The 18,186-nt window shown below is 70.5% G+C and carries 16 protein-coding genes and 2 pseudogenes; 12 read left to right on the top strand and 6 right to left on the bottom strand.

Features of this window, described 5'->3' with window-relative positions:
- The first annotated feature begins 5 nt into the window (after positions 1–5).
- From STRCI_RS06990 to STRCI_RS06955, 8 genes and pseudogenes are all read left to right on the top strand, one after another.
- A complete protein-coding gene (locus STRCI_RS06990) occupies positions 6–638 on the top strand; it encodes a potassium-transporting ATPase subunit C (RefSeq protein ID WP_269657980.1) in 633 nt (210 codons plus the stop codon).
- A 63-nt stretch (positions 639–701) separates the two neighbouring features.
- Positions 702–971, top strand: a pseudogene (locus STRCI_RS06985) (winged helix-turn-helix domain-containing protein); the annotation flags it as partial.
- A gap of 2 nt (positions 972–973) precedes the next feature.
- Positions 974–3,508, top strand: coding sequence for a sensor histidine kinase (locus tag STRCI_RS06980; protein ID WP_269657979.1), 2,535 nt, complete (start codon positions 974–976; stop codon positions 3,506–3,508).
- Positions 3,509–3,616: 108 nt separating this feature from the next.
- On the top strand, positions 3,617–5,116 hold the full coding sequence (locus STRCI_RS06975; protein ID WP_269657978.1) for a glycoside hydrolase family 43 protein: 1,500 nt from the start codon (positions 3,617–3,619) through the stop codon (positions 5,114–5,116).
- A 196-nt stretch (positions 5,117–5,312) separates the two neighbouring features.
- Entirely contained in the window at positions 5,313–6,608 is a 1,296-nt protein-coding gene (locus tag STRCI_RS06970) for an extracellular solute-binding protein (protein WP_269657977.1), read from the top strand.
- 6 nt (positions 6,609–6,614) lie between these two features.
- Positions 6,615–7,613 carry a carbohydrate ABC transporter permease gene (locus STRCI_RS06965; RefSeq protein WP_269657976.1) on the top strand — a complete coding sequence of 333 codons (999 nt, stop codon included), beginning with the start codon at positions 6,615–6,617 and terminating at the stop codon, positions 7,611–7,613.
- Entirely contained in the window at positions 7,610–8,446 is an 837-nt protein-coding gene (locus tag STRCI_RS06960) for a carbohydrate ABC transporter permease (RefSeq protein ID WP_269657975.1), read from the top strand. Before STRCI_RS06965 ends, STRCI_RS06960 begins: the two co-directional genes overlap by 4 nt.
- A gap of 59 nt (positions 8,447–8,505) precedes the next feature.
- Complete coding sequence (locus STRCI_RS06955) at positions 8,506–9,564, top strand: endo-1,4-beta-xylanase (protein ID WP_269657974.1); 1,059 nt, start codon at positions 8,506–8,508, stop codon at positions 9,562–9,564.
- On the opposite strand, the pseudogene STRCI_RS06950 reads toward STRCI_RS06955, so the two are convergent.
- From STRCI_RS06950 to STRCI_RS06940, 3 genes and pseudogenes are all read right to left on the bottom strand, one after another.
- Positions 9,557–10,580 (bottom strand): annotated as a pseudogene (locus STRCI_RS06950) (LacI family DNA-binding transcriptional regulator). The gene STRCI_RS06955 and the pseudogene STRCI_RS06950 sit on opposite strands and share 8 nt — an antisense overlap.
- 200 nt (positions 10,581–10,780) lie before the next feature.
- A complete protein-coding gene (locus STRCI_RS06945) occupies positions 10,781–10,987 on the bottom strand; it encodes a DUF5999 family protein (RefSeq protein ID WP_186282666.1) in 207 nt (68 codons plus the stop codon).
- Between the two features lie 327 nt (positions 10,988–11,314).
- Complete coding sequence (locus tag STRCI_RS06940; RefSeq protein WP_269657973.1) at positions 11,315–11,899, bottom strand: hypothetical protein; 585 nt, start codon at positions 11,897–11,899, stop codon at positions 11,315–11,317.
- Between the two features lie 551 nt (positions 11,900–12,450).
- Between STRCI_RS06940 and STRCI_RS06935 the strand changes: the two genes are divergently transcribed.
- Positions 12,451–13,968, top strand: a complete 1,518-nt coding sequence (locus STRCI_RS06935) for a glutamate-cysteine ligase family protein (protein ID WP_269657972.1) — start codon at positions 12,451–12,453, stop codon at positions 13,966–13,968.
- Between the two features lie 89 nt (positions 13,969–14,057).
- Positions 14,058–14,858: a CPBP family intramembrane glutamic endopeptidase gene (locus STRCI_RS06930; protein WP_269664501.1), complete on the top strand. Its 801-nt coding sequence runs from the start codon at positions 14,058–14,060 to the stop codon at positions 14,856–14,858.
- 57 nt (positions 14,859–14,915) lie between these two features.
- On the opposite strand, the gene STRCI_RS06925 is transcribed toward STRCI_RS06930, so the two are convergent.
- Positions 14,916–15,725, bottom strand: coding sequence for a PhzF family phenazine biosynthesis protein (locus STRCI_RS06925; protein WP_269657971.1), 810 nt, complete (start codon positions 15,723–15,725; stop codon positions 14,916–14,918).
- A gap of 164 nt (positions 15,726–15,889) precedes the next feature.
- Here STRCI_RS06925 and STRCI_RS06920 point away from each other — a divergent pair, with 164 nt between their 5' ends.
- Positions 15,890–16,519 (top strand): PadR family transcriptional regulator, encoded by a 630-nt coding sequence (locus STRCI_RS06920; protein ID WP_269657970.1) that lies wholly within the window; start codon positions 15,890–15,892, stop codon positions 16,517–16,519.
- A gap of 63 nt (positions 16,520–16,582) precedes the next feature.
- On the opposite strand, the gene STRCI_RS06915 is transcribed toward STRCI_RS06920, so the two are convergent.
- Together STRCI_RS06915 and STRCI_RS06910 are read right to left on the bottom strand one after the other, a co-directional pair.
- On the bottom strand, positions 16,583–17,011 hold the full coding sequence (locus STRCI_RS06915; protein ID WP_015661945.1) for a type II toxin-antitoxin system Rv0910 family toxin: 429 nt from the start codon (positions 17,009–17,011) through the stop codon (positions 16,583–16,585).
- Positions 17,012–17,151: 140 nt separating this feature from the next.
- On the bottom strand, positions 17,152–17,340 hold the full coding sequence (locus STRCI_RS06910) for a hypothetical protein (protein WP_269657969.1): 189 nt from the start codon (positions 17,338–17,340) through the stop codon (positions 17,152–17,154).
- Between the two features lie 198 nt (positions 17,341–17,538).
- Here STRCI_RS06910 and STRCI_RS06905 point away from each other — a divergent pair, with 198 nt between their 5' ends.
- Positions 17,539–18,081 carry a peptidase gene (locus STRCI_RS06905; RefSeq protein WP_269657968.1) on the top strand — a complete coding sequence of 181 codons (543 nt, stop codon included), beginning with the start codon at positions 17,539–17,541 and terminating at the stop codon, positions 18,079–18,081.
- The last annotated feature ends 105 nt before the right edge of the window (positions 18,082–18,186 follow it).

Raw genomic sequence — 18,186 nt, 5'->3', positions numbered from 1 at the left:
CCACCATGAACAACTCCGTTGTGAACACCGGCCGGTTGCTGGGGGCGGCGCTGCGGGCGCTGCTCGTGTTGACCGTGCTCACGGGCGTTCTGTATCCGCTGGCGGTCACAGGTGTGGGCCAGGCGCTCTTCAGCCACCAGGCGAACGGCTCGGAGATCAAGGCGGACGGCGAGGTCGTCGGCTCGTCCCTGATCGGCCAACAGGGCTACAGCCTGGACTACTTCCAGCCCCGGCCGGCGGGCGGACTGGGGGAGAACTCGGTCAACACGCAGTACCGGCTGATCCTCTCGGGCGCCACCAACCGCTCCGGGGACAACCCCGAACTGATCAAGTGGGTCAAGGAGGCCAAGGCCAAGGTCGTCAAGGAGAACTCTACGGCGGACTACAAGGTCCAGCCCGCCCAGGTCCCCGCCGACGCCGTCACCTCCTCCGGCTCCGGACTCGACCCGGACATCTCCCCGGCGTACGCCGAACTCCAGGTCCACCGCGTCGCCGAGCGCAACGGCCTCCCGGTCGAGGAGGTTCGCGAGCTGGTCGGGGACCACACCGAAGGCCGCACCCTCGGCTTCATCGGCGAGCCCCGCGTGAACGTCCTGCAACTCAACATCGCCCTCAAGGATCTCGTGGCGAAGAGCTGATGGCGTTGCCCGACTCGAACGGGAGCCGGCGGCCCGGAACACGTCCCGGTTCCGCCGACTCCCGCCGCCATGAAGTCCGAAGCCCCGCTGCTCGACCTCGGCCTGCCCGACATGGACGGCGTCGACGTGATCAAGGCCCTGCGTGGCTGGAGCCGGGTGCCGGTACTCGTGCTGTCCGCCCGGCGGGCGTCCGACGAGAAGGTTGCCGCCCTGACCAAGTCCAACTACCTGCGGGTCTACATGGCCCAACTGCGCCGCAAGCTGGAAGCGGACCCCTCCCACCCCCGCTTTCTCATCACCGAACCCGGCATGGGTTACCGCTTCGAAGGATGACCATGGGACGCGGCAAGCTTCGGATCTACCTCGGTGCGGCACCCGGCGTCGGCAAGACGTACGCGATGCTCTCCGAGGCGCACCGGCGTGCCGAGCGGGGCACCGACTGCGTCGTCGCCTTCGTCGAGCACTATCACCGGCCGCGTACCGAGGTGATGCTGCACGGTCTGGAGCAGATCGCGCGCGGGCAGCTGGCGTACCGGGGCACGGCCTTCACCGAGATGGACGTGGACGCTGTTCTCGCCCGCCGCCCGCAGGTGGCGCTGGTCGACGAGCTGGCCCATACGAATGTCCCCGGCTCCCGCAACGTCAAGCGGTGGCAGGATGTCGAGGAGCTGCTGGCGGCCGGGATCGATGTCATATCGACCGTGAACATCCAGCATCTGGAGTCCCTCGGGGACGTGGTGGAGTCGATCACGGGGGTGCGGCAGCAGGAGACGGTGCCGGACGAGGTGGTGCGGCGGGCGGATCAGATCGAGCTGGTCGACATGTCGCCGCAGGCGCTGCGGCGGCGGATGGCGCACGGCAACGTCTATCAGCCGGACAAGGTCGACGCGGCGCTGTCCAACTACTTCCGGCCCGGGAATCTGACGGCTCTGCGGGAGTTGGCGCTGTTGTGGGTGGCCGACCGGGTCGACGAGTACCTGCGTGAATACCGCGGCGAGCACCGGGTGCAGAAGATCTGGGGTTCGCGGGAGCGGATCGTGGTGGGGCTGACCGGTGGTCCGGAGGGGCGGACGCTGATCCGGCGGGCGGCGCGGCTGGCGGAGAAGGGTGCCGGGGGTGAGGTGCTTGCGGTGTACATCGCCCGCAGTGACGGGCTGACCGCGGCCTCGCCCAAGGAACTCGCCGTACAGCGCACCCTGGTGGAGGATCTCGGCGGCACCTTCCACCACGTCGTCGGGGACGACATACCGGCGGCGCTGCTGGCCTTCGCGCGCGGGGTGAACGCCACCCAGATCGTCCTGGGCGTGTCCCGGCGCAAGAGTTGGCAGTACGTCTTCGGGCCTGGCGTCGGCGCGACCGTCGCCCGGGAGTCGGGGCCCGATCTCGATGTTCACCTGATCACGCATGCCGAGGTGGGCAAGGGCCGGGGCGGGCTGCCCGTTCCCCGGGGCGCCCGGCTCGGTCGCTTGCGGATCCTCTGGGGCTGGGCCGTCGGTGTGCTCGGTCCTGCCCTGCTCACCTTCCTGCTGACCGTGGTCGCACCCGAAGTCGGCCTCGCCAACGACATGTTGCTGTTCCTGAGCCTGACGGTCGCGGCGGCGCTGCTGGGCGGTCTGCTGCCCGCGCTGGCCTCGGCGGTGGTGGGGTCGCTGCTGCTGAACTGGTTCTTCACCCCGCCCGTCCACACCCTGACCATCGCCGACCCGAAGAACATCGTCGCCATCGCGATCTTTGTCGGCGTCGCGGTCTCGGTCGCCTCGGTGGTCGACCTCGCCGCCCGCCGGACCCATCAGGCGGCCCGGCTGCGCGCCGAGTCGGAGATCCTCTCCTTCCTCGCCGGCAACGTGCTGCGCGGCGAGACCAGCCTGGAGGCGTTGCTGGAACGGGTCCGGGAGACCTTCGGCATGGAGTCCGCCGCCCTGCTGGAGCGGGCGAGCGAAGTCGACCCGTGGACCTGCGCCGGAAGCGTGGGACCTGGGCCGTGCACGAACCCCGAGCACGCTGATGTCGACGTACCGGTCGGGGACCACATGGCGCTCGCGCTGACCGGCCGGGTGCTGCCCGCCGAGGACCGCAGGGTGCTCGCCGCGTTCGCCGCGCAGGCCGCCGTGGTCCTGGACCGGCGCCGCCTCCGCGAGGAGGCCGACCAGGCCCGAACCCTCGCCGAGGGCAACCGCATCCGCACCGCGCTGCTGGCCGCCGTAAGCCATGATCTGCGCACCCCGCTCGCCGGGATCAAGGCGGCGGTGAGCAGCCTCAGGTCGGACGACGTGGCGTGGTCCGAGGAGGACGAGGCGGAGCTGCTGGCCGGGATCGAGGAGGGCGCCGACCGGTTGGATCACCTGGTCGGGAACCTCCTCGACATGTCCCGCCTGCAGACCGGCACGGTCAGCGCGATCGTCCGCGAGATCGACCTCGACGAGGTGGTGCCGATGGCGCTCGGCGGGGTGCCCGAGGACAGCGTCGAACTCGACATCCCGGAAACGCTTCCCATGGTCGACGTGGACAAGGGGCTGCTGGAGAGAGCCGTCGCCAACGTCGTGGAGAACGCCGTCAAGTACAGCCCGCCGGGCACGCCCGTCCTCGTCTCCGCCAGTGCCATCGCCGATCGCGTCGAGGTGCGCGTCGTGGACCGCGGGCCCGGCGTCCCCGACGAGGCGAAGGAGCGTGTCTTTGAACCCTTCCAGCGCTACGGCGACGCCCCTCGCGGCGCCGGTGTCGGGCTGGGGCTCGCGGTCGCCCGGGGTTTCGCCGAGGCCATGGACGGCACCCTGCACGCCGAGGACACTCCCGGCGGCGGCCTGACCATGGTGCTGAGCCTGCCCATGGCCCAGGGGAGCGGCCCGGAAGCCCGTACGCCCGCCGCCTAGGCCTGCCGCTGCCAGCCTTGCCGCCCCCCAAGGGTCCGCTTACAGTCCGCTCCGTAATGTTCGCCAGGAAGACCGAATGTTTCGCTCGGTCTACGGAGGGACTGACGCATGCGGATGTACGACAACCCCGTCCTCCCCGGCTTCCACCCCGACCCCAGCGTGTGCCGGGTCGGGGCGGACTACTACATGGTGTGCTCCAGTTTCGAGTACTTCCCCGCGCTGCCGGTCTTCCACAGCCGGGATCTCGTGAACTGGCGTCAGATCGGCAATGTCCTCGACCGTGCGGGGCAGTTCGAGGTGCCGGAGGACCTGGCGGTCTCCGACGGGATCTATGCGCCGACGATCCGTCATCATGACGGCCGCTTCCACGTCATCACCACCCATGTGGGCGGCGGGGGCAACTTCCTCGTCACCGCCGAGCGTCCCGAGGGTCCCTGGTCGGACCCGGTGTGGATCGACCTGCCCGGCATCGATCCCGACCTGGCCTGGGACGAGGACGGCACCTGCTGGAGCGCCGTCGCGGGGGTGGGGCTCGCGCGGATCGACCCCGCGGCGGGGAAGGTGCTCGACGGGCCGGTGCCGGTCTGGTCGGGGTCGGGCATGGCGGACCCCGAAGGGCCGCATCTGTACCGCATCGGGGAGTGGTGGTACCTCATGGTCGCCGAGGGCGGCACCGCGGACGGGCACAGTGTGTCCATCGCCCGCGCCCGCTCACCCAGGGGCCCCTTCGAACCGGCCCCGCACAACCCCGTGCTCTCCCACCGCAGCACCGGACTGCCCATCCAGTGCACCGGTCACGCGGACCTCGTCCAGGCGGCCGACGGCAGTTGGTGGATGGTGCTGCTCGGGACGCGGCCGCGCGGGTTCTTCCCCAAGTTCCATGTCCTCGGCCGGGAGACCTTCCTGGTCCCCGTGGAGTGGGCGGACGGCTGGCCCTGCGTCGGCACCGTGCGCGAGCGCTACGAGGCGCCCGCCGCCCTGCACCCGTTCCCGCCGGAGCCCGCTCGCGACGACTTCGACGCCCCCGCCCTCGCCCCGCACCTCATCTCCCCGCGCCGCCGCCCCGACGGCGCCTGGTCGCTGGCCGAGCGCCCGGGATGGCTCACCCTGCACGCCACCGGTGACAGCCTCGACCGGCCCGGCCACACCTTCGTGGGCCGTCGGCAGCAGCACCACGACTGCCGGGTGGCGACCCGGGTGGACCCGGGGCAAGGGCGCGCTGGTCTGTCGGTGCGGATGGACGAGGCCCATCACTACGACATCGAGGTGTGCCGGGGCACGGTCAGTGTGCTCGCCCGGATCGGGCCGGTCCGGCAGTGCGTGGCCCAACTCGTCGTTCCGGAAGGGCCGGTGACCCTGGCCGTGGAGTTCTGCTCGGCCGACGCGCCGCGTCCCGCGGAGGGCGTCCGGGCCGGCGGGCCCGACACGGTCGCCTTCTCGGTCGAAAGCTCCGACGGCGGGGCGACCGTGGCCGAGCTCGACGGACGCTATCTCTCCACCCAGGTCGCGGGTGGCTTCACCGGGCGGGTGATCGGCATGTACGTCACCGAGGGCAGCGCGGGTTTCGACTGGTTCGAGTACATAGGCCGGGGCGCGGCGGACCGCTGATCCCAACTCCCTTGCGGCCGTGGGCGAGCCGGAGCCGGATTCCCCGTGTACGAGGGGTTGCCACCCGTCAGGCGCTGTCTCTAGGGTGCGGCAGCAGCGAAGCTTTCTGTCATTCGACCGAAACTTTCGAAGCGAAACTGTCGAAACCCCTGGTGGACGGAGTGCACGCGCCGTCCCGGATCTCAAGGAGCGCATGATGGGCGACCCGGCACTCTCCCGCCGCGGCTTCCTGGCGGCCTCCGCCGCGGCCGGTCTGAGCATGACGGCACTCAGCGGCTGCGGCGGCGACTCGGACGGAGGGTCGTCCGACGGCACGACCACCATCGAGTGGTGGAACATCTCCACCACCCAGCCCACGAAGGACGTCTGGGCGGGCCTCGCGCGGAAGTTCGAGGCGCAGAACCCCAAGGTGAAGATAAAGATCGTCCAGCTGGAGAACGACGCCTACAAGTCGAAGATGACGGCGCTGACCGCCTCCGGGAAGCTCCCCGACATCTTCCACACCTGGGGCGGCGGCGTACTGAAGCAGCAGGTCGACGCGGGACTCGTCGAGGATCTCTCGGACCGCACCAAGGACTGGGCCGAGACCCTGCTGCCGGTCGCGCGGCAGCCGTATCTGCTCGACGAGAAGCTGTACGGCATTCCCTTCGACATCGGCATGATCGGCTTCTGGTACAATAAGGCGCTCTTCAAGAAGGCGGGCATCAGCGCGCCCCCGGCCACCTGGAGCGCCTTCCTGGAGGCGGTCACCAAGCTGAAGTCGGCCGATGTCGCCCCGCTCGCCCTCGCGGGCAAGGAGAAGTGGCCCGGCATGTACTTCTGGGCCTACCTCGCGATGCGCACCGCCGGTGCGGGCGCCCTTCAGAAGGCCAACGAGGACAAGGACTTCACCGCCCCCGGTCTGGTCCAGGCCGGCGAGCACCTCAAGGACCTGGTGGCGCTGGAGCCGTTCCAGAAGGGCTTCCTCGGCGCCTCCTACTCAGGGCCCACCGGGCAGGCGGCCACCGTCGGCAACGGCAAGGCGGCCATGGAGCTGATGGGCCAGTGGGCGCCCGTCGTCCAGGCCGACGCGGGCAAGGGGCTCGGGGACGACCTCGGGTTCTTCCCGTTCCCCGAGGTCGAGGGCGGACAGGGCGCGATCACCGAGGTGTTCGGCGGGGGCGGCGGCCACGCCCTGCGCAGCGGCGCCCCGCAGGCGGCGGTGGACTTCCTGAAGTTCTTCGCCTCCGAGGCGACCGATCTGGAGCTGGTCAAGAAGACCGGCGTGCTGCCGGTGGTCCCGGGCGCCGAGAGTGCCATCGCCGACCCCAACATCAAGGCCGTGCACAAGGAGCTGACGGCTGCCACCGGCTTCCAGCTCTACCTCGACCAGGCCTATGCGCCCGCCCTCGGCCAGGAGGTCAACGACAGTGTCGGAGCGCTGATCGCCGGGTCGAAGTCGCCGGAGCAGGTCACCGAGTCGCTCACGAGCGTCGCGAAGGAAGAGCAGTAGTCGCCGATGACGTCCACCTTCCTCCCGGACAAGCGGAGCCGTCCTGACACGGACCTGCCGCCCCCGGCCGCCGACGCGGTCCGGGGGCGGGTCCGCCGGAGCGCGCTGCACTGGCTCACCGCGGTCTCCTTCCAGGTGCCCGCGCTGGTGCTGTTCGGCGTCCTGGTCCTGCTGCCGATCCTGTTCGCGCTGTACGCCGCCTTCTTCCGGTGGGGCGGTTTCGGCATGCCCTCCGAGTACATCGGCGTCGACAACTTCACCCGGCTCCTGGACGACCCGGTCTTCCTCGGCGACCTGTGGCGCTGTCTGGTCCTGGTGCTGCTCTCGCTCGCGCTGCAGCTGCCGTTCGCGCTCGCCATGGCCGTCGCGCTCAATCAGCGCATGCGCGGCCGGGCCGTGTACCGGATGCTGTTCTTCGCGCCGTACGTGCTCTCCGAGGCGATCACCGGTGTGCTGTTCGCCATGATCTTCGCCCCGGACGACGGTCTCGCGGACCAAGTCCTCGGCGGGATCGGCCTGGACGGTCTGGGCGGTGAGTGGTTCGCCGACCCGGACATGGTGATGGCCACCCTGTTCCTGGTGATGACCTGGAAGTACTTCGGCTTCCACATGATGCTCTACCTGGCCGGACTCCAGTCCATCCCGAAGGAGTTGCACGAGGCCGCGCTGATCGACGGCGCCGGGCCCTGGCAACGGTTCCGCAGTGTCACCCTGCCGCTGCTCGCGCCGACCCTGCGGATCAGTGTCTTCCTGTCCGTCATCGGGTCGATCCAGCTCTTCGACCTGGTCTGGGTGGTCACCGCCGGCGGCCCCGACCATCACTCCGAGACGATGGCCGTGACCATGTTCCAGTTCGGCTTCAAGCGCTACCAGGTCGGCTACGCCAGCGCGATCAGCGTGGCCATGTTCGCCATCAGCCTCGTCTTCGCCCTCGCCTACCAGCGGTTCGTGCTCCGCCGGGACCTGGAGGGCGCGACCACGACCATGCGGGGAGGCGGCGCATGACCGTCCGGCACAAGACGCGGGGGCGGAACCTGCCGCTGCACCTCCTGCTGATCGGGGTCGGCACGGTGATGGGTGTACCGCTGCTCTACGCGGTCATCTCCGGCTTCAAGTCCACCGACCAGCTCTCCCGCAACCCCATCGGGCTGCCCGATCCGTGGGTCACCGGCAACTACACCGACATCCTCGCCTCCACCGACTTCTGGCGGCTGGTCGGCAACAGCACGCTGATCGCGGTGGGTACGACCCTCCTCGTGGTCGCCGCCTCGGCGCTCGCCGCGTTCTCCTTCGCGCGGTTCGCCTTCCGTGGCCGCGAGGTGCTGTTCACGGTGTTCACGATGGGGCTGATGTTCCCCTTCGCGGTGGCGGCGCTGCCGCTGTTCCTGCTCCTGCGCTCGATGGACCTGCTGGACAACCCGCTCGGCGTGATCCTGCCGCAGGCCGCCTTCGGACTGCCGATGACCATCATCATCCTGCGCGGCTTCTTCCGGCAGATCCCGGGCGAGCTGGAGGAGGCGGCCACCCTCGACGGCTGCGGTCCGCTGGGCTTCTTCTGGCGGGTGCTGCTGCCGATGGCGCGGCCCGCGCTCGGCACCGTCTCGGTGCTCGCGGTCGTCACCAGCTGGAACAACTTCTTCCTGCCGCTGCTCGTCTTCAACGAGCCCACCTGGTGGACCATCCCGATCGGCGTCCAGCAGTTCCAGGGCCAGTACTCGCAGGACGTGGCCCGCGTCTTCGCCTATCTCGTCCTCGCCATGGTCCCCGCCCTGGCCTTCTACTCCGTCGCCGAGCGCCAGCTCGTCGGCGGCCTCACCGCCGGCGCCACGAAGGGATGACCCGCGCCCGCGGACGTACGGCTCACCCACACCCCCTTTGTTCCGTGAGGAGTCGCACCATGCGCAAGAACCGCAGGAACCGTCTCAGACTCGTCGGTGCCCTGGCCGCCGTACTGGTCGCCGTCACCGCCCCGTCCGCCCAGGGTCTTTGCGGTGAAGGCCACAACGAGCCGCCCACCCTCGCCGAACTCGCCCAGCGCCACGGCCGCTATTTCGGCAGCGCCACCGACAACCCCGAGCTGGTGGACGAGCCGTACAAGGCGATCCTGGACAGCGAGTTCGACCAGATCACCCCCGGCAATGGCATGAAGTGGTACGCCACCGAACCCCAGCAGGGCGTCTTCGACTTCTCCGCGGGCGACGAGATCGTCGACCTCGCCCGCGCCAACCGCCAGAAGGTGCGCGGCCACACCCTGGTCTGGCACAGCCAGTTGCCCAACTGGCTGACCAGCCGCGAGTGGACGGCGCCCGAGCTGCGGGCGGTCCTGAAGAAGCACATCCAGACGGAGGTACGGCACTACCGGGGCAAGGTGTTCGCCTGGGACGTCGTCAACGAGGCGTTCAACGAGGACGGCACCTACCGGGAGACCGTCTTCTACAAGACCCTCGGCCCCGGTTACATCGCCGACGCCCTGCGCTGGGCCCACCAGGCCGATCCTCGGGTGAAGCTCTACCTCAACGACTACAACATCGAGTCGATCGGCCCCAAGAGCGACGCCTACTTCAAGCTCGCCCAGGAGTTGAGGGCCGAGGGCGTCCCGCTGCACGGCATCGGACTCCAGGCCCATCTGGCGCTCCAGTACGGCTATCCGACCACGCTGGAGGACAACCTCCGCCGCTTCTCCCGGCTCGGTCTCGACACCGCGCTCACCGAGGTCGACATCCGCATGTACGTGCCCGCGGACGAACAGAAGCTGGCCACGCAGGCCCAGTGGTACATGGACCTGACCGAGGCGTGTCTGGCGGTGCGCCGCTGCGTGGGCATCACCATCTGGGACTACACGGACAAGTACTCCTGGATCCCGGCCTTCTTCGACGGCGAGGGCGCGGCCCTGCCGTGGGACGAGCAACTGCAGCCCAAGCCCGCGTACTACGCGATCCGGGAGGCCCTCAAGTAGCAGGTGCGGACGGTGGTGCGGTGCTCGACCGCACCACCAGCTCCGTGCCCAGTTCCACCCGGGGCGAGTCCGGCCGTTCGCCCGCGGCCAGCCGCAGCACGGTACGGACGGCCAACTTGTCCATGTCGGCGAGGGGTTGGCGCACCGTGGTCAGCGGCGGCGCCGACCAGCGCACTTCCGGAAGGTCGTCGAAACCGACCACACTCATGTCCTCCGGGACCCTCAGGCCCCGTCGGCGCAGTGCCTCGATCGCGCCGAGCGCCATCTGGTCGCTGGCCGCGAACACGGCGGTCGGCGGCTCGGGCAGATCGAGCAGCGCGGTGCAGCCCGTACAGCCGGACTCGGGGCGGAAGTCGCCGGGGACGACCAGGGAGTCGTCCACCGCGAGACCGGCGCCCTCCAGGGCCGCGCGGTAGCCGTCGAAGCGGGCCCGAGAGCACAGCAGCCGCGGCGGGCCCGCGATCAGGCCGATCCGGCGATGGCCGAGGGCCAGCAGATGCTCGGTGGCCGCGAGTCCGCCCGCCCAGTTGGCGGCGCCGATCGTGGGCACGTCGAGGACGGGCGAGCCCGCCGGGTCGACCACCACCAACGGCACGCCGAGGAGCCGCAACTCCTCGTGCAGCACCGGCTCCAGGGCCGAGGTGACCAGGACGACGCCGTCGGAGGCGCGGGCCCGCAGATTGCGCATCCACTCCCTGGCGTCGCCCGAGCGGCCGTGGATCGCCGAGACCACGGTCCCGACGCCGGCGGCGTGCGCGACCTCCTCCACGCCGCGGATGATCTCCACTGCCCAGGGGCTGTCGAGATCGTTGAAGACCAGGTCGACGAGGGTGGCGGGGGCTGCCGAGGCCCGCTTCCGATACCCGTGCGCGCAGCAGGTCCTCCACCCGGGCGCGGGTCCGCGGGGACACGTCGGACCGGCCGTTGACGACCCGCGAGACGGTGGGCACCGAGACCCCGGCCTGCCGGGCGATCTCCGTGATGGTGACCCTGCCATCGGCGTGCTCCTCTGACAACTGCCCACCTCCGTCGACCCGTTGCCGAAAACTTCCAGAAGTCTTCCGGAAAACCGGTGCCCGTGGAAGCCCGGACCGAGCACGCACGGAGAACTACGGTCAGTGACCGCCCCCGGACATGCGTCGGGGCCGGTGCGCAGAACGGGTCTGCGGCCGGCCCCCAAGGTCTCCGGGCGGCCGTTTCGGCCGCCCGGCCGCGCTCAGGCCGCGGTCATCACCTGGTCGGCGCCCAGCGGGCGGTGCGGGGCGATGATCTGGCCGTCGGGCAGGAGCTCACCGGTGTCCTCGAAGAGCAGAACGCCGTTGCACAGCAGGCTCCAGCCCTGTTCCGGGTGGTGCGCCATGAGGCGCGCCGATTCCCGGTCGGCGGAGTCTGCGGAGGGACACGGTGGCTGGTGCTGGCACATGGATGGGATCTTTCGCTCTGTCGTGATGTTCATGGCCGCCCCCGTTGCGACAAGTGGTTCGAACCCAGTGTTGCCCCACGGGCGTCAATCCGCAGGGATTTCGGTGCACCGCTTCTCACAGGTTGATGACGCATCACTCGCGCGGACGGTTCAGTCCAACTGCACTGTCCTTTCGGGTGGTTCGCAGTGGCCGGAGCGGACTAGTCCATGCAGGTCGGAGGCTCTGCGGAGCGTCCTCGCGCTCGTACGAGCGACTGGCGCCGCGCACAGCGCCGCACCCCGCGACCGGTGTGCCGGTGGCGGGGTGCGGGGAGCCGGGACGGCGGCTCAGGCGGGTGAGCCGAGCAGGGGCGCCGGGGTCACGCGGTGGGTGAGCACCGGGAGCAGATCGGCGGCCCGGTGCGGCCGGTGGGCCGCGATGCCGGGGGGTGCCGGGGCCAGCGGGACCAGCAGGTCCGTGGGCTCCGGGTGGCCGGCGGTGGCGTCGGCGGCGGGGTCGCCGTGCAGCCACAGCGTCAGCATGTACAGGCCGGGGACGGACAGCAGCCGGGGCTGGTAGGGCTGCGGCATCGTGTCGGCCTGGCGCAGCGCTTGCTCGGTGGAGGTGATGTAGGGCCCTTCGAAGAAGTGTGAGAAGGCCCAGCCGTCGGGGGTCAGGCGGGTCTCGGCGGCGGCTACGGCGCGGTCGCCGCAGCGGATCAGGAACCGCCATCCGGCTAGCCGGGTGACGGAGGGTCCGGTGGCGGTGATGCCGTCCAGGACGTGCACCGGCAACGGCAGTTCCGGAGTGGCGGGTCCCTGGGCGGCGCGCAGGGACGGCGTTCGGGCCTCGCGGACCGCGGTGGGAGACCCCAGGGCGGCGAGGACGGAGCGAAGTGCGGGCGCGGGAGCCGGGGGGACATGCAGCGGCATGGTGGGTCGCCTCTCATGAGACGGGCACGGTGGCGCGAGGGCGGGGCGGACGGCGCTGTCAGCTCGCGGGGGCGGAGAGGCATGGGCCGAGGCCTGGGATGCGTGGGTGCGCGTGAGGCCTGCCGTACGTCGATCGCTACGGCAGGTCCTCCGACCGGGCGCCAGCCTTCCGCCTTGTCCGCGGAGTTTATACGACAAGTGTTCAGTGAGTGTTTCGTCTACCCGTTTCCGGCGCACTCGGCAAGGGCGCATTCGGTCGGCGATCCGCGGTAATCATCCCGATTCCGGAAGGACAGTGTCGCGGTGACCTCGGGAACCGCACGAGAAGCGGTCGGCCAATTCTCGTCGGCGTTTTTCACGAGTTCGTCGAGCCGCCCGAAACCGCGCGCTGACCCATGCCCGGTGAATGTGCCGCCGGTCACGTCCGACAGCCTAGCGGGAGGAGGGTCCGGCCGGGACGTTATCGATCGCTTCGGCTGGGCATCATCCCACCTGACCCGGGACACCGGCGGCCGGATCTTCGGCCCGTCCATTCGAGGAGGGATGCTTCGATGGGGGAGAAGGTCGTGGCAGGTCGGTTCGATCTGTCCGACCGCCAGCGCTACCGCGACAAGCTCCGGAAGTGTCTGGCGGGCCTGGAGCGGCTTCTGGCGGAGAAGCGGTTCGATCGCCCGAAGAACCTCATGGGGCTCGAGATCGAATTGAATCTCGCTGGAGCCGACGGCATGCCGAGAATGTTGAATGCGCAGGTTCTCGAGCGGATCGCGAGCCGGGATTTCCAAACAGAACTCGCCATGTTCAACCTGGAAGTCAACATCGCCCCGCACCGGCTCGGCGGGCAGGTATTCGACCAGCTCGCGGAGGAACTCCGTACCTCCCTGGCATATGCCCATCGAAAAGCCGGAGAGCTGTCCGCCGGAATCGTGATGATCGGCATTCTGCCGACACTCGGCCGGGACGACCTGGTCTCCTCCAACCTCTCCGACGTGGACCGCTACACGCTCCTCAACGACCAGATCGTGGCCGCCCGCGGCGAGGACTTCGTGCTCGACATCGCGGGCGTGGAGCATCTCACCTGTACCTCGAAGTCCATAGCGCCCGAGGCCGCCTGTACCTCGGTCCAACTGCACCTCCAGGTCACCCCGGCCCGCTTCGCCGACGTCTGGAACGCGGCGCAGGCCATCGCCGCCGCGCAGGTCGCGGTCGGCGCCAACTCGCCGTTCCTGTTCGGCCGGGAGCTGTGGAGCGAGTCCCGGCCCCCGCTGTTCCAGCAGTCCACCGACACCCGTCCGCCCGAGCTCCAGGCCCAGGGCGTCCGCCCGCGCACCTGGTTCGGGGAACGCTGGATCACCTCCGCCTACGATCTCTTCGAGGAGAACCTGCGCTTCTTCCCCGCCCTGCTGCCGATCTGCGACGACGAGGACCCCCTGCGCGTGCTCGATGAGGGCGGCGTCCCCTCGCTCGCCGAACTCGTCCTGCACAACGGCACGGTGTACCGCTGGAACCGCCCCGTCTACGGCATCGCCGACGGCGTCCCGCACCTCCGCGTCGAGAACCGCGTGCTGCCCGCCGGACCCACCGTCACGGACGTCATCGCCAACGCGGCCTTCTACTACGGCGTCATCCGTGCCCTCGCCGAGGAACAGCGCCCGGTGTGGACCCGGCTGCCCTTCGAGGCCGCCGCCGCCAACTTCGACACCGCCTGCCGGCACGGCATCGACGCCCGCCTCCAGTGGCCCCGGCGCGGCCGGTACGGCGGCGTCACCGAGGTCGACGCGGCCACCCTCGTGCGCGACGAACTGCTGCCGCTCGCGGAGGCCGGTCTAGAGGCGTGGGGGGTCGAGCGCGCCGACCGGGAGCTGTATCTCGGGGTCATCGAGGAGCGCTGCCGACGCCGGGCCAACGGCGCCTCCTGGCAGTCCGCCACCTTCCACCGGGCCCTGGAGCAGGGGCTCTCCCGCGACGCCGCCCTGGCGGCCACGACCCGCCGCTATTGCGAGCTGATGCACCTGGGCGAGCCCGTGCACACCTGGCCGGTGGGTCTGCCGGAGGCCGTCCCGCTCGGCTGAGGGGCCCTGACCGGGGGCCGCCGCCGTCCACCGCATACTGGTCGGGCAAGCTGTGACGTCCGATGACGGTGGTGCCCCTGGGAGGCAGTGTGCAGGCGGAGGCGGGCCCCGCGGCCGGTTCATTCCCTCCGGAGGTCCCCTCGCGGCGGATCCTGCGGGACGAGACGCTGCTGGTACTGGCGCTCTCGCTCGGTGCGAGCGGGGTCTCCGCACTGATCAGCTTCATCGGCTCGGTCACCAAGCCCGGCGGCCTGAAGGACCAGGCGGCCACGCTCAACGCCTCCGCGGCGCCGGGCCGCCCCTGGCTGGACCTCGCCTGGCAGCTCTTCGGGATCACCACCTCCCTGGTGCCGGTGCTCCTCGTCGCGCACTTCCTGATCCGCGAGGGCAGCGGCCTGCGGGCTCTCGGCTTCGACCGCACCCGCCCCTGGTTCGACCTGGGCCGGGGCGCCGCGATCGCCGCGGTGATCGGCAGCAGCGGCATCGCCTTCTACCTCGCCGCCCGCGGCCTCGGCTTCAACCTCACCGTGGTGCCGGAGGCACTGCCCGAGGTGTGGTGGAAGTACCCGGTACTGATCCTGTCGGCGCTCCAGAACGCGATCCTCGAAGAGGTCATCGTGGTCGGCTACCTGCTGCGCCGGCTCCACCAGTTGGGCTGGACACCCGGCGCCGCGCTCGTGGCCAGCTCCGTCCTGCGCGGCTCGTACCACCTCTACCAGGGCATCGGCGGCTTCATCGGCAACATGGTGATGGGCGTGGTGTTCGTCTACCTCTACCGCCGCTGGGGCCGCGTCGGACCGCTGGTCGTGGCGCACTCGCTGCTCGACATCGGTGCGTTCGTCGGGTACGCGCTGCTGGCGGGGAAGGTGGACTGGCTGCCGACGGCGTGAGCGGGCGCTTCAGGGCAGGGAGGGGCGTACGAGGATCTCGTACGCCCCTTTCGGCTGCTAGGCCAGCAGTTCGCCGTCGATCACGGTGACCGCGCTGCCGCCGAGCAGGGTGCGGTCGCCGCGTACCTCGGTGCGGACCAGGCCGGAGCGCGGGGAGGCCTGGAGGCCGGTGAGGTCGGGGCGGCCGAGGCGCTCGGACCAGAACGGCGCCAGGGCGGTGTGGGCGCTGCCGGTGACCGGGTCCTCGTCGATGCCCACGTTCGGGAAGAAGCAGCGGGAGACGAAGTCGTAGCCCCGGGCGGGGTCCTCCGCGCGGGCGGTGGCGATGATGCCCCGCTCGGAGAAGGCGCCGAGGGCCCGGTGGTCGGGGGTCAGGGCACGGACGGTCTTCTCGTCGGCGAGCTCGACCAGCAGGTCGCCCACGTTCGGGCCGGTGTCGCAGGCGGTCAGCGGCTCGGCACCCAGTGCCTCGGCGACGCCGTCCGGGATCCCGGACGCGGTGAGCGGGGCGGTGGGGAAGTCGAGGGTGAAGGAGCCGTCCTCGCGAGGCGTCGCGATCAGCACGCCGCTGCGGGTGGCGAACCGTACCGGGCCCTCGTGAGCGCCGGTGGCGCGCAGCACGTGGGCCGTGGCGAGCGTGGCGTGTCCGCACATCGCGACCTCGGCCGCCGGTGTGAACCAGCGCAGCGCCCAGTCGGCCCCGGGGTCGTCGGAGAGTCGGTGGGCGAACGCGGTCTCGGCGTGGTTGACCTCCAGGGCGACCTTCTGGAGCCAGTCGTCGGCGGGGAAGGCGTCGAGGAGCAGGACCCCGGCGGGGTTCCCGGAGAAGGGGCGGTCGGTGAAGGCGTCGACGATTCGGATGCGCATCCCTCGACGTTAGAGGGGCGGCAAAGCCGCAGGCCAAGGCCAATTCGGGGGTGCTGGACCGATTTCGGGGCGCGGTGCGCCGTCGGCAGGGGGTTGCCGTAAGAACAGTTCCGATATATCGTTGACGCATCGCGACAGATCAACGATGGAATGGAGTGATTGCGATGCGTTCCCATGGATTCGAACGTGGACACAGTGGTGCCGGTCATCAGGGCCGGGGCGGTTTCGATGGCCGGCGTGGCGCCTTCGGGCCCTTCGGGCCTGGTGGTCCCGGCTTCGGTGGCCCGGGGTTCGGCGGTGGTCCGGGCCCGGGCGGGCACTGGGGGCCCAGGGGCCGTGGTGGCCCGCGGGGGAGGGCGCGACGCGGTGATGTGCGCGCCTCGATCCTGGCCCTGCTCAAGGACCGGCCGATGCACGGCTACGAGATGATCCAGGAGATCGCCGAGCGCAGCGGCGGGGCGTGGAAGCCCAGCCCCGGCTCGGTGTACCCGACCCTTCAACTGCTGGAGGACGAGGGCCTGATCGCCAGCGAGAGCGAGGGTGGCAAGAAGCTGTTCTCCCTCACCGAGGCCGGCCGTACCGCGGCCGACGACGGCCCCGACGCGCCCTGGGAGGAAGCCTCCCGAGGCGTGGACTGGGAGGCCGTGAACGATATCCGGCAGGCCGGGTTCGGCCTGATGGAGGCCTTCGGCCAGGTCTGGAAGACCGGCAGCAAGGAGCAGCGCGAGAAGGCGATCTCCGTGATCAACGAAGCGCGCAAGAAGCTGTATCTGATCCTCGCCGACGAGGACTGACGGCAGCCGTGAGTGCGGCGCCCCGTGGAATCCTCCGCGGGGCGCCCTTCGCGTTGCAGGGGCTCAGCTCACCAGCCCGGCCAGCTTCCGCAGCGACTCGTTCAGGGCCGCCGTGCCCGAGTCCTTGAGGCGGCCCGCCATCAGCGAGACCGCGGCGCCGGTGAACTCCCCGTCGATACGGACCGTCGTGGCGTCCCCGTCCGGCGTCAGCGTGTAGCGGGTGGCGACGCTCACGGCCATCGGCCCCTTGCCGCGCAGGGCCAGCACCCGGGCCGGTTCCAGCTCCTCGATCGTCCACTCGACCTCGGCCGGGAAGCCCATCAGCTTCATGTTCTCCTGGAAGGTCCCGCCCACTTCCAGCGCCGTCGGTCCGCCCTTGGGGAAGCTGGTGTGGGTCGCGTTCCACTCGCCGTACGCGGGCCAGTCGACGAGTTGTGCCCACACCTTGTCGGCCGGTGCCCCGATCCGTGCCTCCGCGCTGACTTCGGCCATGCGACCACCCCTTCGTCTCGGGCTACGGTGTCGCGGAACGTAGCCGCAGGGCCTGGAACATTCAATACTGATGAACCGTCAGGAAGTGTGGAGAGAAGCGAAGTGTGGAGAGAAGCGTGGGGACCGGACCCCGGCCGGGCTCAGCCGACGAGGCGTATGACCGCCGCGTCGAACAGGTCCCACGCGCGCGGGTGGGTGCTCTCGTCGTGGCAGTGCCAGGCGTCCCAGAACAGGTCGGCGGGCAGCGCGTCCTCCGGGGCGTACACCCGGTAGACGTACTGTCTGCCGTCGACGGCCGGCAACGCGACCAGCCAGCACCTGCTCTCCATGCACCTGTTGGACGTCCGGGAGGGCGCCGTGGTTGCGCGCGGGGAGCGCGGTGCACGGCGGCGCGCCCGTTCGGGCGACAAGGGCCTGATCTCATCCCCAAGGAGGAGATTCCGGCCCGCCGGGTCCACTTTGTGTGGGACGCGAAGATGCATCCCTCCGCGGATGACCCGGGCCGCCGGGGCTGATGGGGTAAGGGTGTGCAACCCCGTATCCCCCGTCAGCCGGACCACGACCAGGCCGGAGGGCGCCCGGACGACGATGCCCGGCTCACGGCCGAACTGGCAGCGGTGATCTCCGCCGCCCGCCGACGCGCGGTGCGGGACGCGGACCGCCACGTCGACACCGCCCATCTGCTGCACTCCCTGCTGGAGTACGACCCCGAGGTGCGGTCCGTCTTCGACGACGGGCCCCAGATCGCCCGGCTGCTCGGCTATCTCGTCCAGCGCAGCATCGGCTACGGCCTGCGCTGGCAGGGCAGCGTCGAGGACTCCGGGGCCGTGCCCCTGGTGACCGCCGACGGACTCTCGCCGCTGGCCGCGGGCGCGCTGGAGTACGCCTGCGCCCGTGCCGCCGGCCGGGGCGACGAACCCGCTCGGGGCGTCGACCTGCTCGCCGCGATCGTCGTGGACAGGGAGGCGCGGGCGGTCGAGGTGCTGGCCCGAGCGGGGATCGACGCGGGCGAGGTGTACGCCCGGATCGACAGCCGCCCCGAGCGGCACGCCTGGGAGGGCGGCTACTGAGGGCGGGCGCCCAGAGGTCTGCTGTGGGGCCTGCTGAGGGGTCTTGTGCCGTCCACTCGCTGAGACAGGTGTCATTGGGGGTGACGCTCATGTCATCGCCTGTCA

This window comes from Streptomyces cinnabarinus (genome assembly GCF_027270315.1).
In the GTDB taxonomy this organism is placed as follows: Bacteria; Actinomycetota; Actinomycetes; order Streptomycetales; family Streptomycetaceae; genus Streptomyces; species Streptomyces cinnabarinus.
The sequence above is the reverse complement of the archived record's forward strand: the minus strand, read 5'-3'. Positions and strand labels throughout refer to the sequence as shown.

Coding starts and splice junctions, on each gene's coding strand:
- STRCI_RS06970 (WP_269657977.1), top strand. CDS start 5,313: ATGGGCGACCCGGCACTCTCCCGCCGCGGCTTCCTGGCGGCCTCCGCC.
- STRCI_RS06910 (WP_269657969.1), bottom strand. CDS start 17,340: ATGGAGAGCAGGTGCTGGCTGGTCGCGTTGCCGGCCGTCGACGGCAGA.
- STRCI_RS06990 (WP_269657980.1), top strand. CDS start 6: ATGAACAACTCCGTTGTGAACACCGGCCGGTTGCTGGGGGCGGCGCTG.
- STRCI_RS06945 (WP_186282666.1), bottom strand. CDS start 10,987: ATGTGCCAGCACCAGCCACCGTGTCCCTCCGCAGACTCCGCCGACCGG.
- STRCI_RS06975 (WP_269657978.1), top strand. CDS start 3,617: ATGCGGATGTACGACAACCCCGTCCTCCCCGGCTTCCACCCCGACCCC.
- STRCI_RS06980 (WP_269657979.1), top strand. CDS start 974: ATGGGACGCGGCAAGCTTCGGATCTACCTCGGTGCGGCACCCGGCGTC.
- STRCI_RS06960 (WP_269657975.1), top strand. CDS start 7,610: ATGACCGTCCGGCACAAGACGCGGGGGCGGAACCTGCCGCTGCACCTC.
- STRCI_RS06915 (WP_015661945.1), bottom strand. CDS start 17,011: ATGGCCGAAGTCAGCGCGGAGGCACGGATCGGGGCACCGGCCGACAAG.
- STRCI_RS06940 (WP_269657973.1), bottom strand. CDS start 11,899: ATGCCGCTGCATGTCCCCCCGGCTCCCGCGCCCGCACTTCGCTCCGTC.
- STRCI_RS06965 (WP_269657976.1), top strand. CDS start 6,615: ATGACGTCCACCTTCCTCCCGGACAAGCGGAGCCGTCCTGACACGGAC.
- STRCI_RS06920 (WP_269657970.1), top strand. CDS start 15,890: ATGCGTTCCCATGGATTCGAACGTGGACACAGTGGTGCCGGTCATCAG.
- STRCI_RS06955 (WP_269657974.1), top strand. CDS start 8,506: ATGCGCAAGAACCGCAGGAACCGTCTCAGACTCGTCGGTGCCCTGGCC.
- STRCI_RS06925 (WP_269657971.1), bottom strand. CDS start 15,725: ATGCGCATCCGAATCGTCGACGCCTTCACCGACCGCCCCTTCTCCGGG.
- STRCI_RS06935 (WP_269657972.1), top strand. CDS start 12,451: ATGGGGGAGAAGGTCGTGGCAGGTCGGTTCGATCTGTCCGACCGCCAG.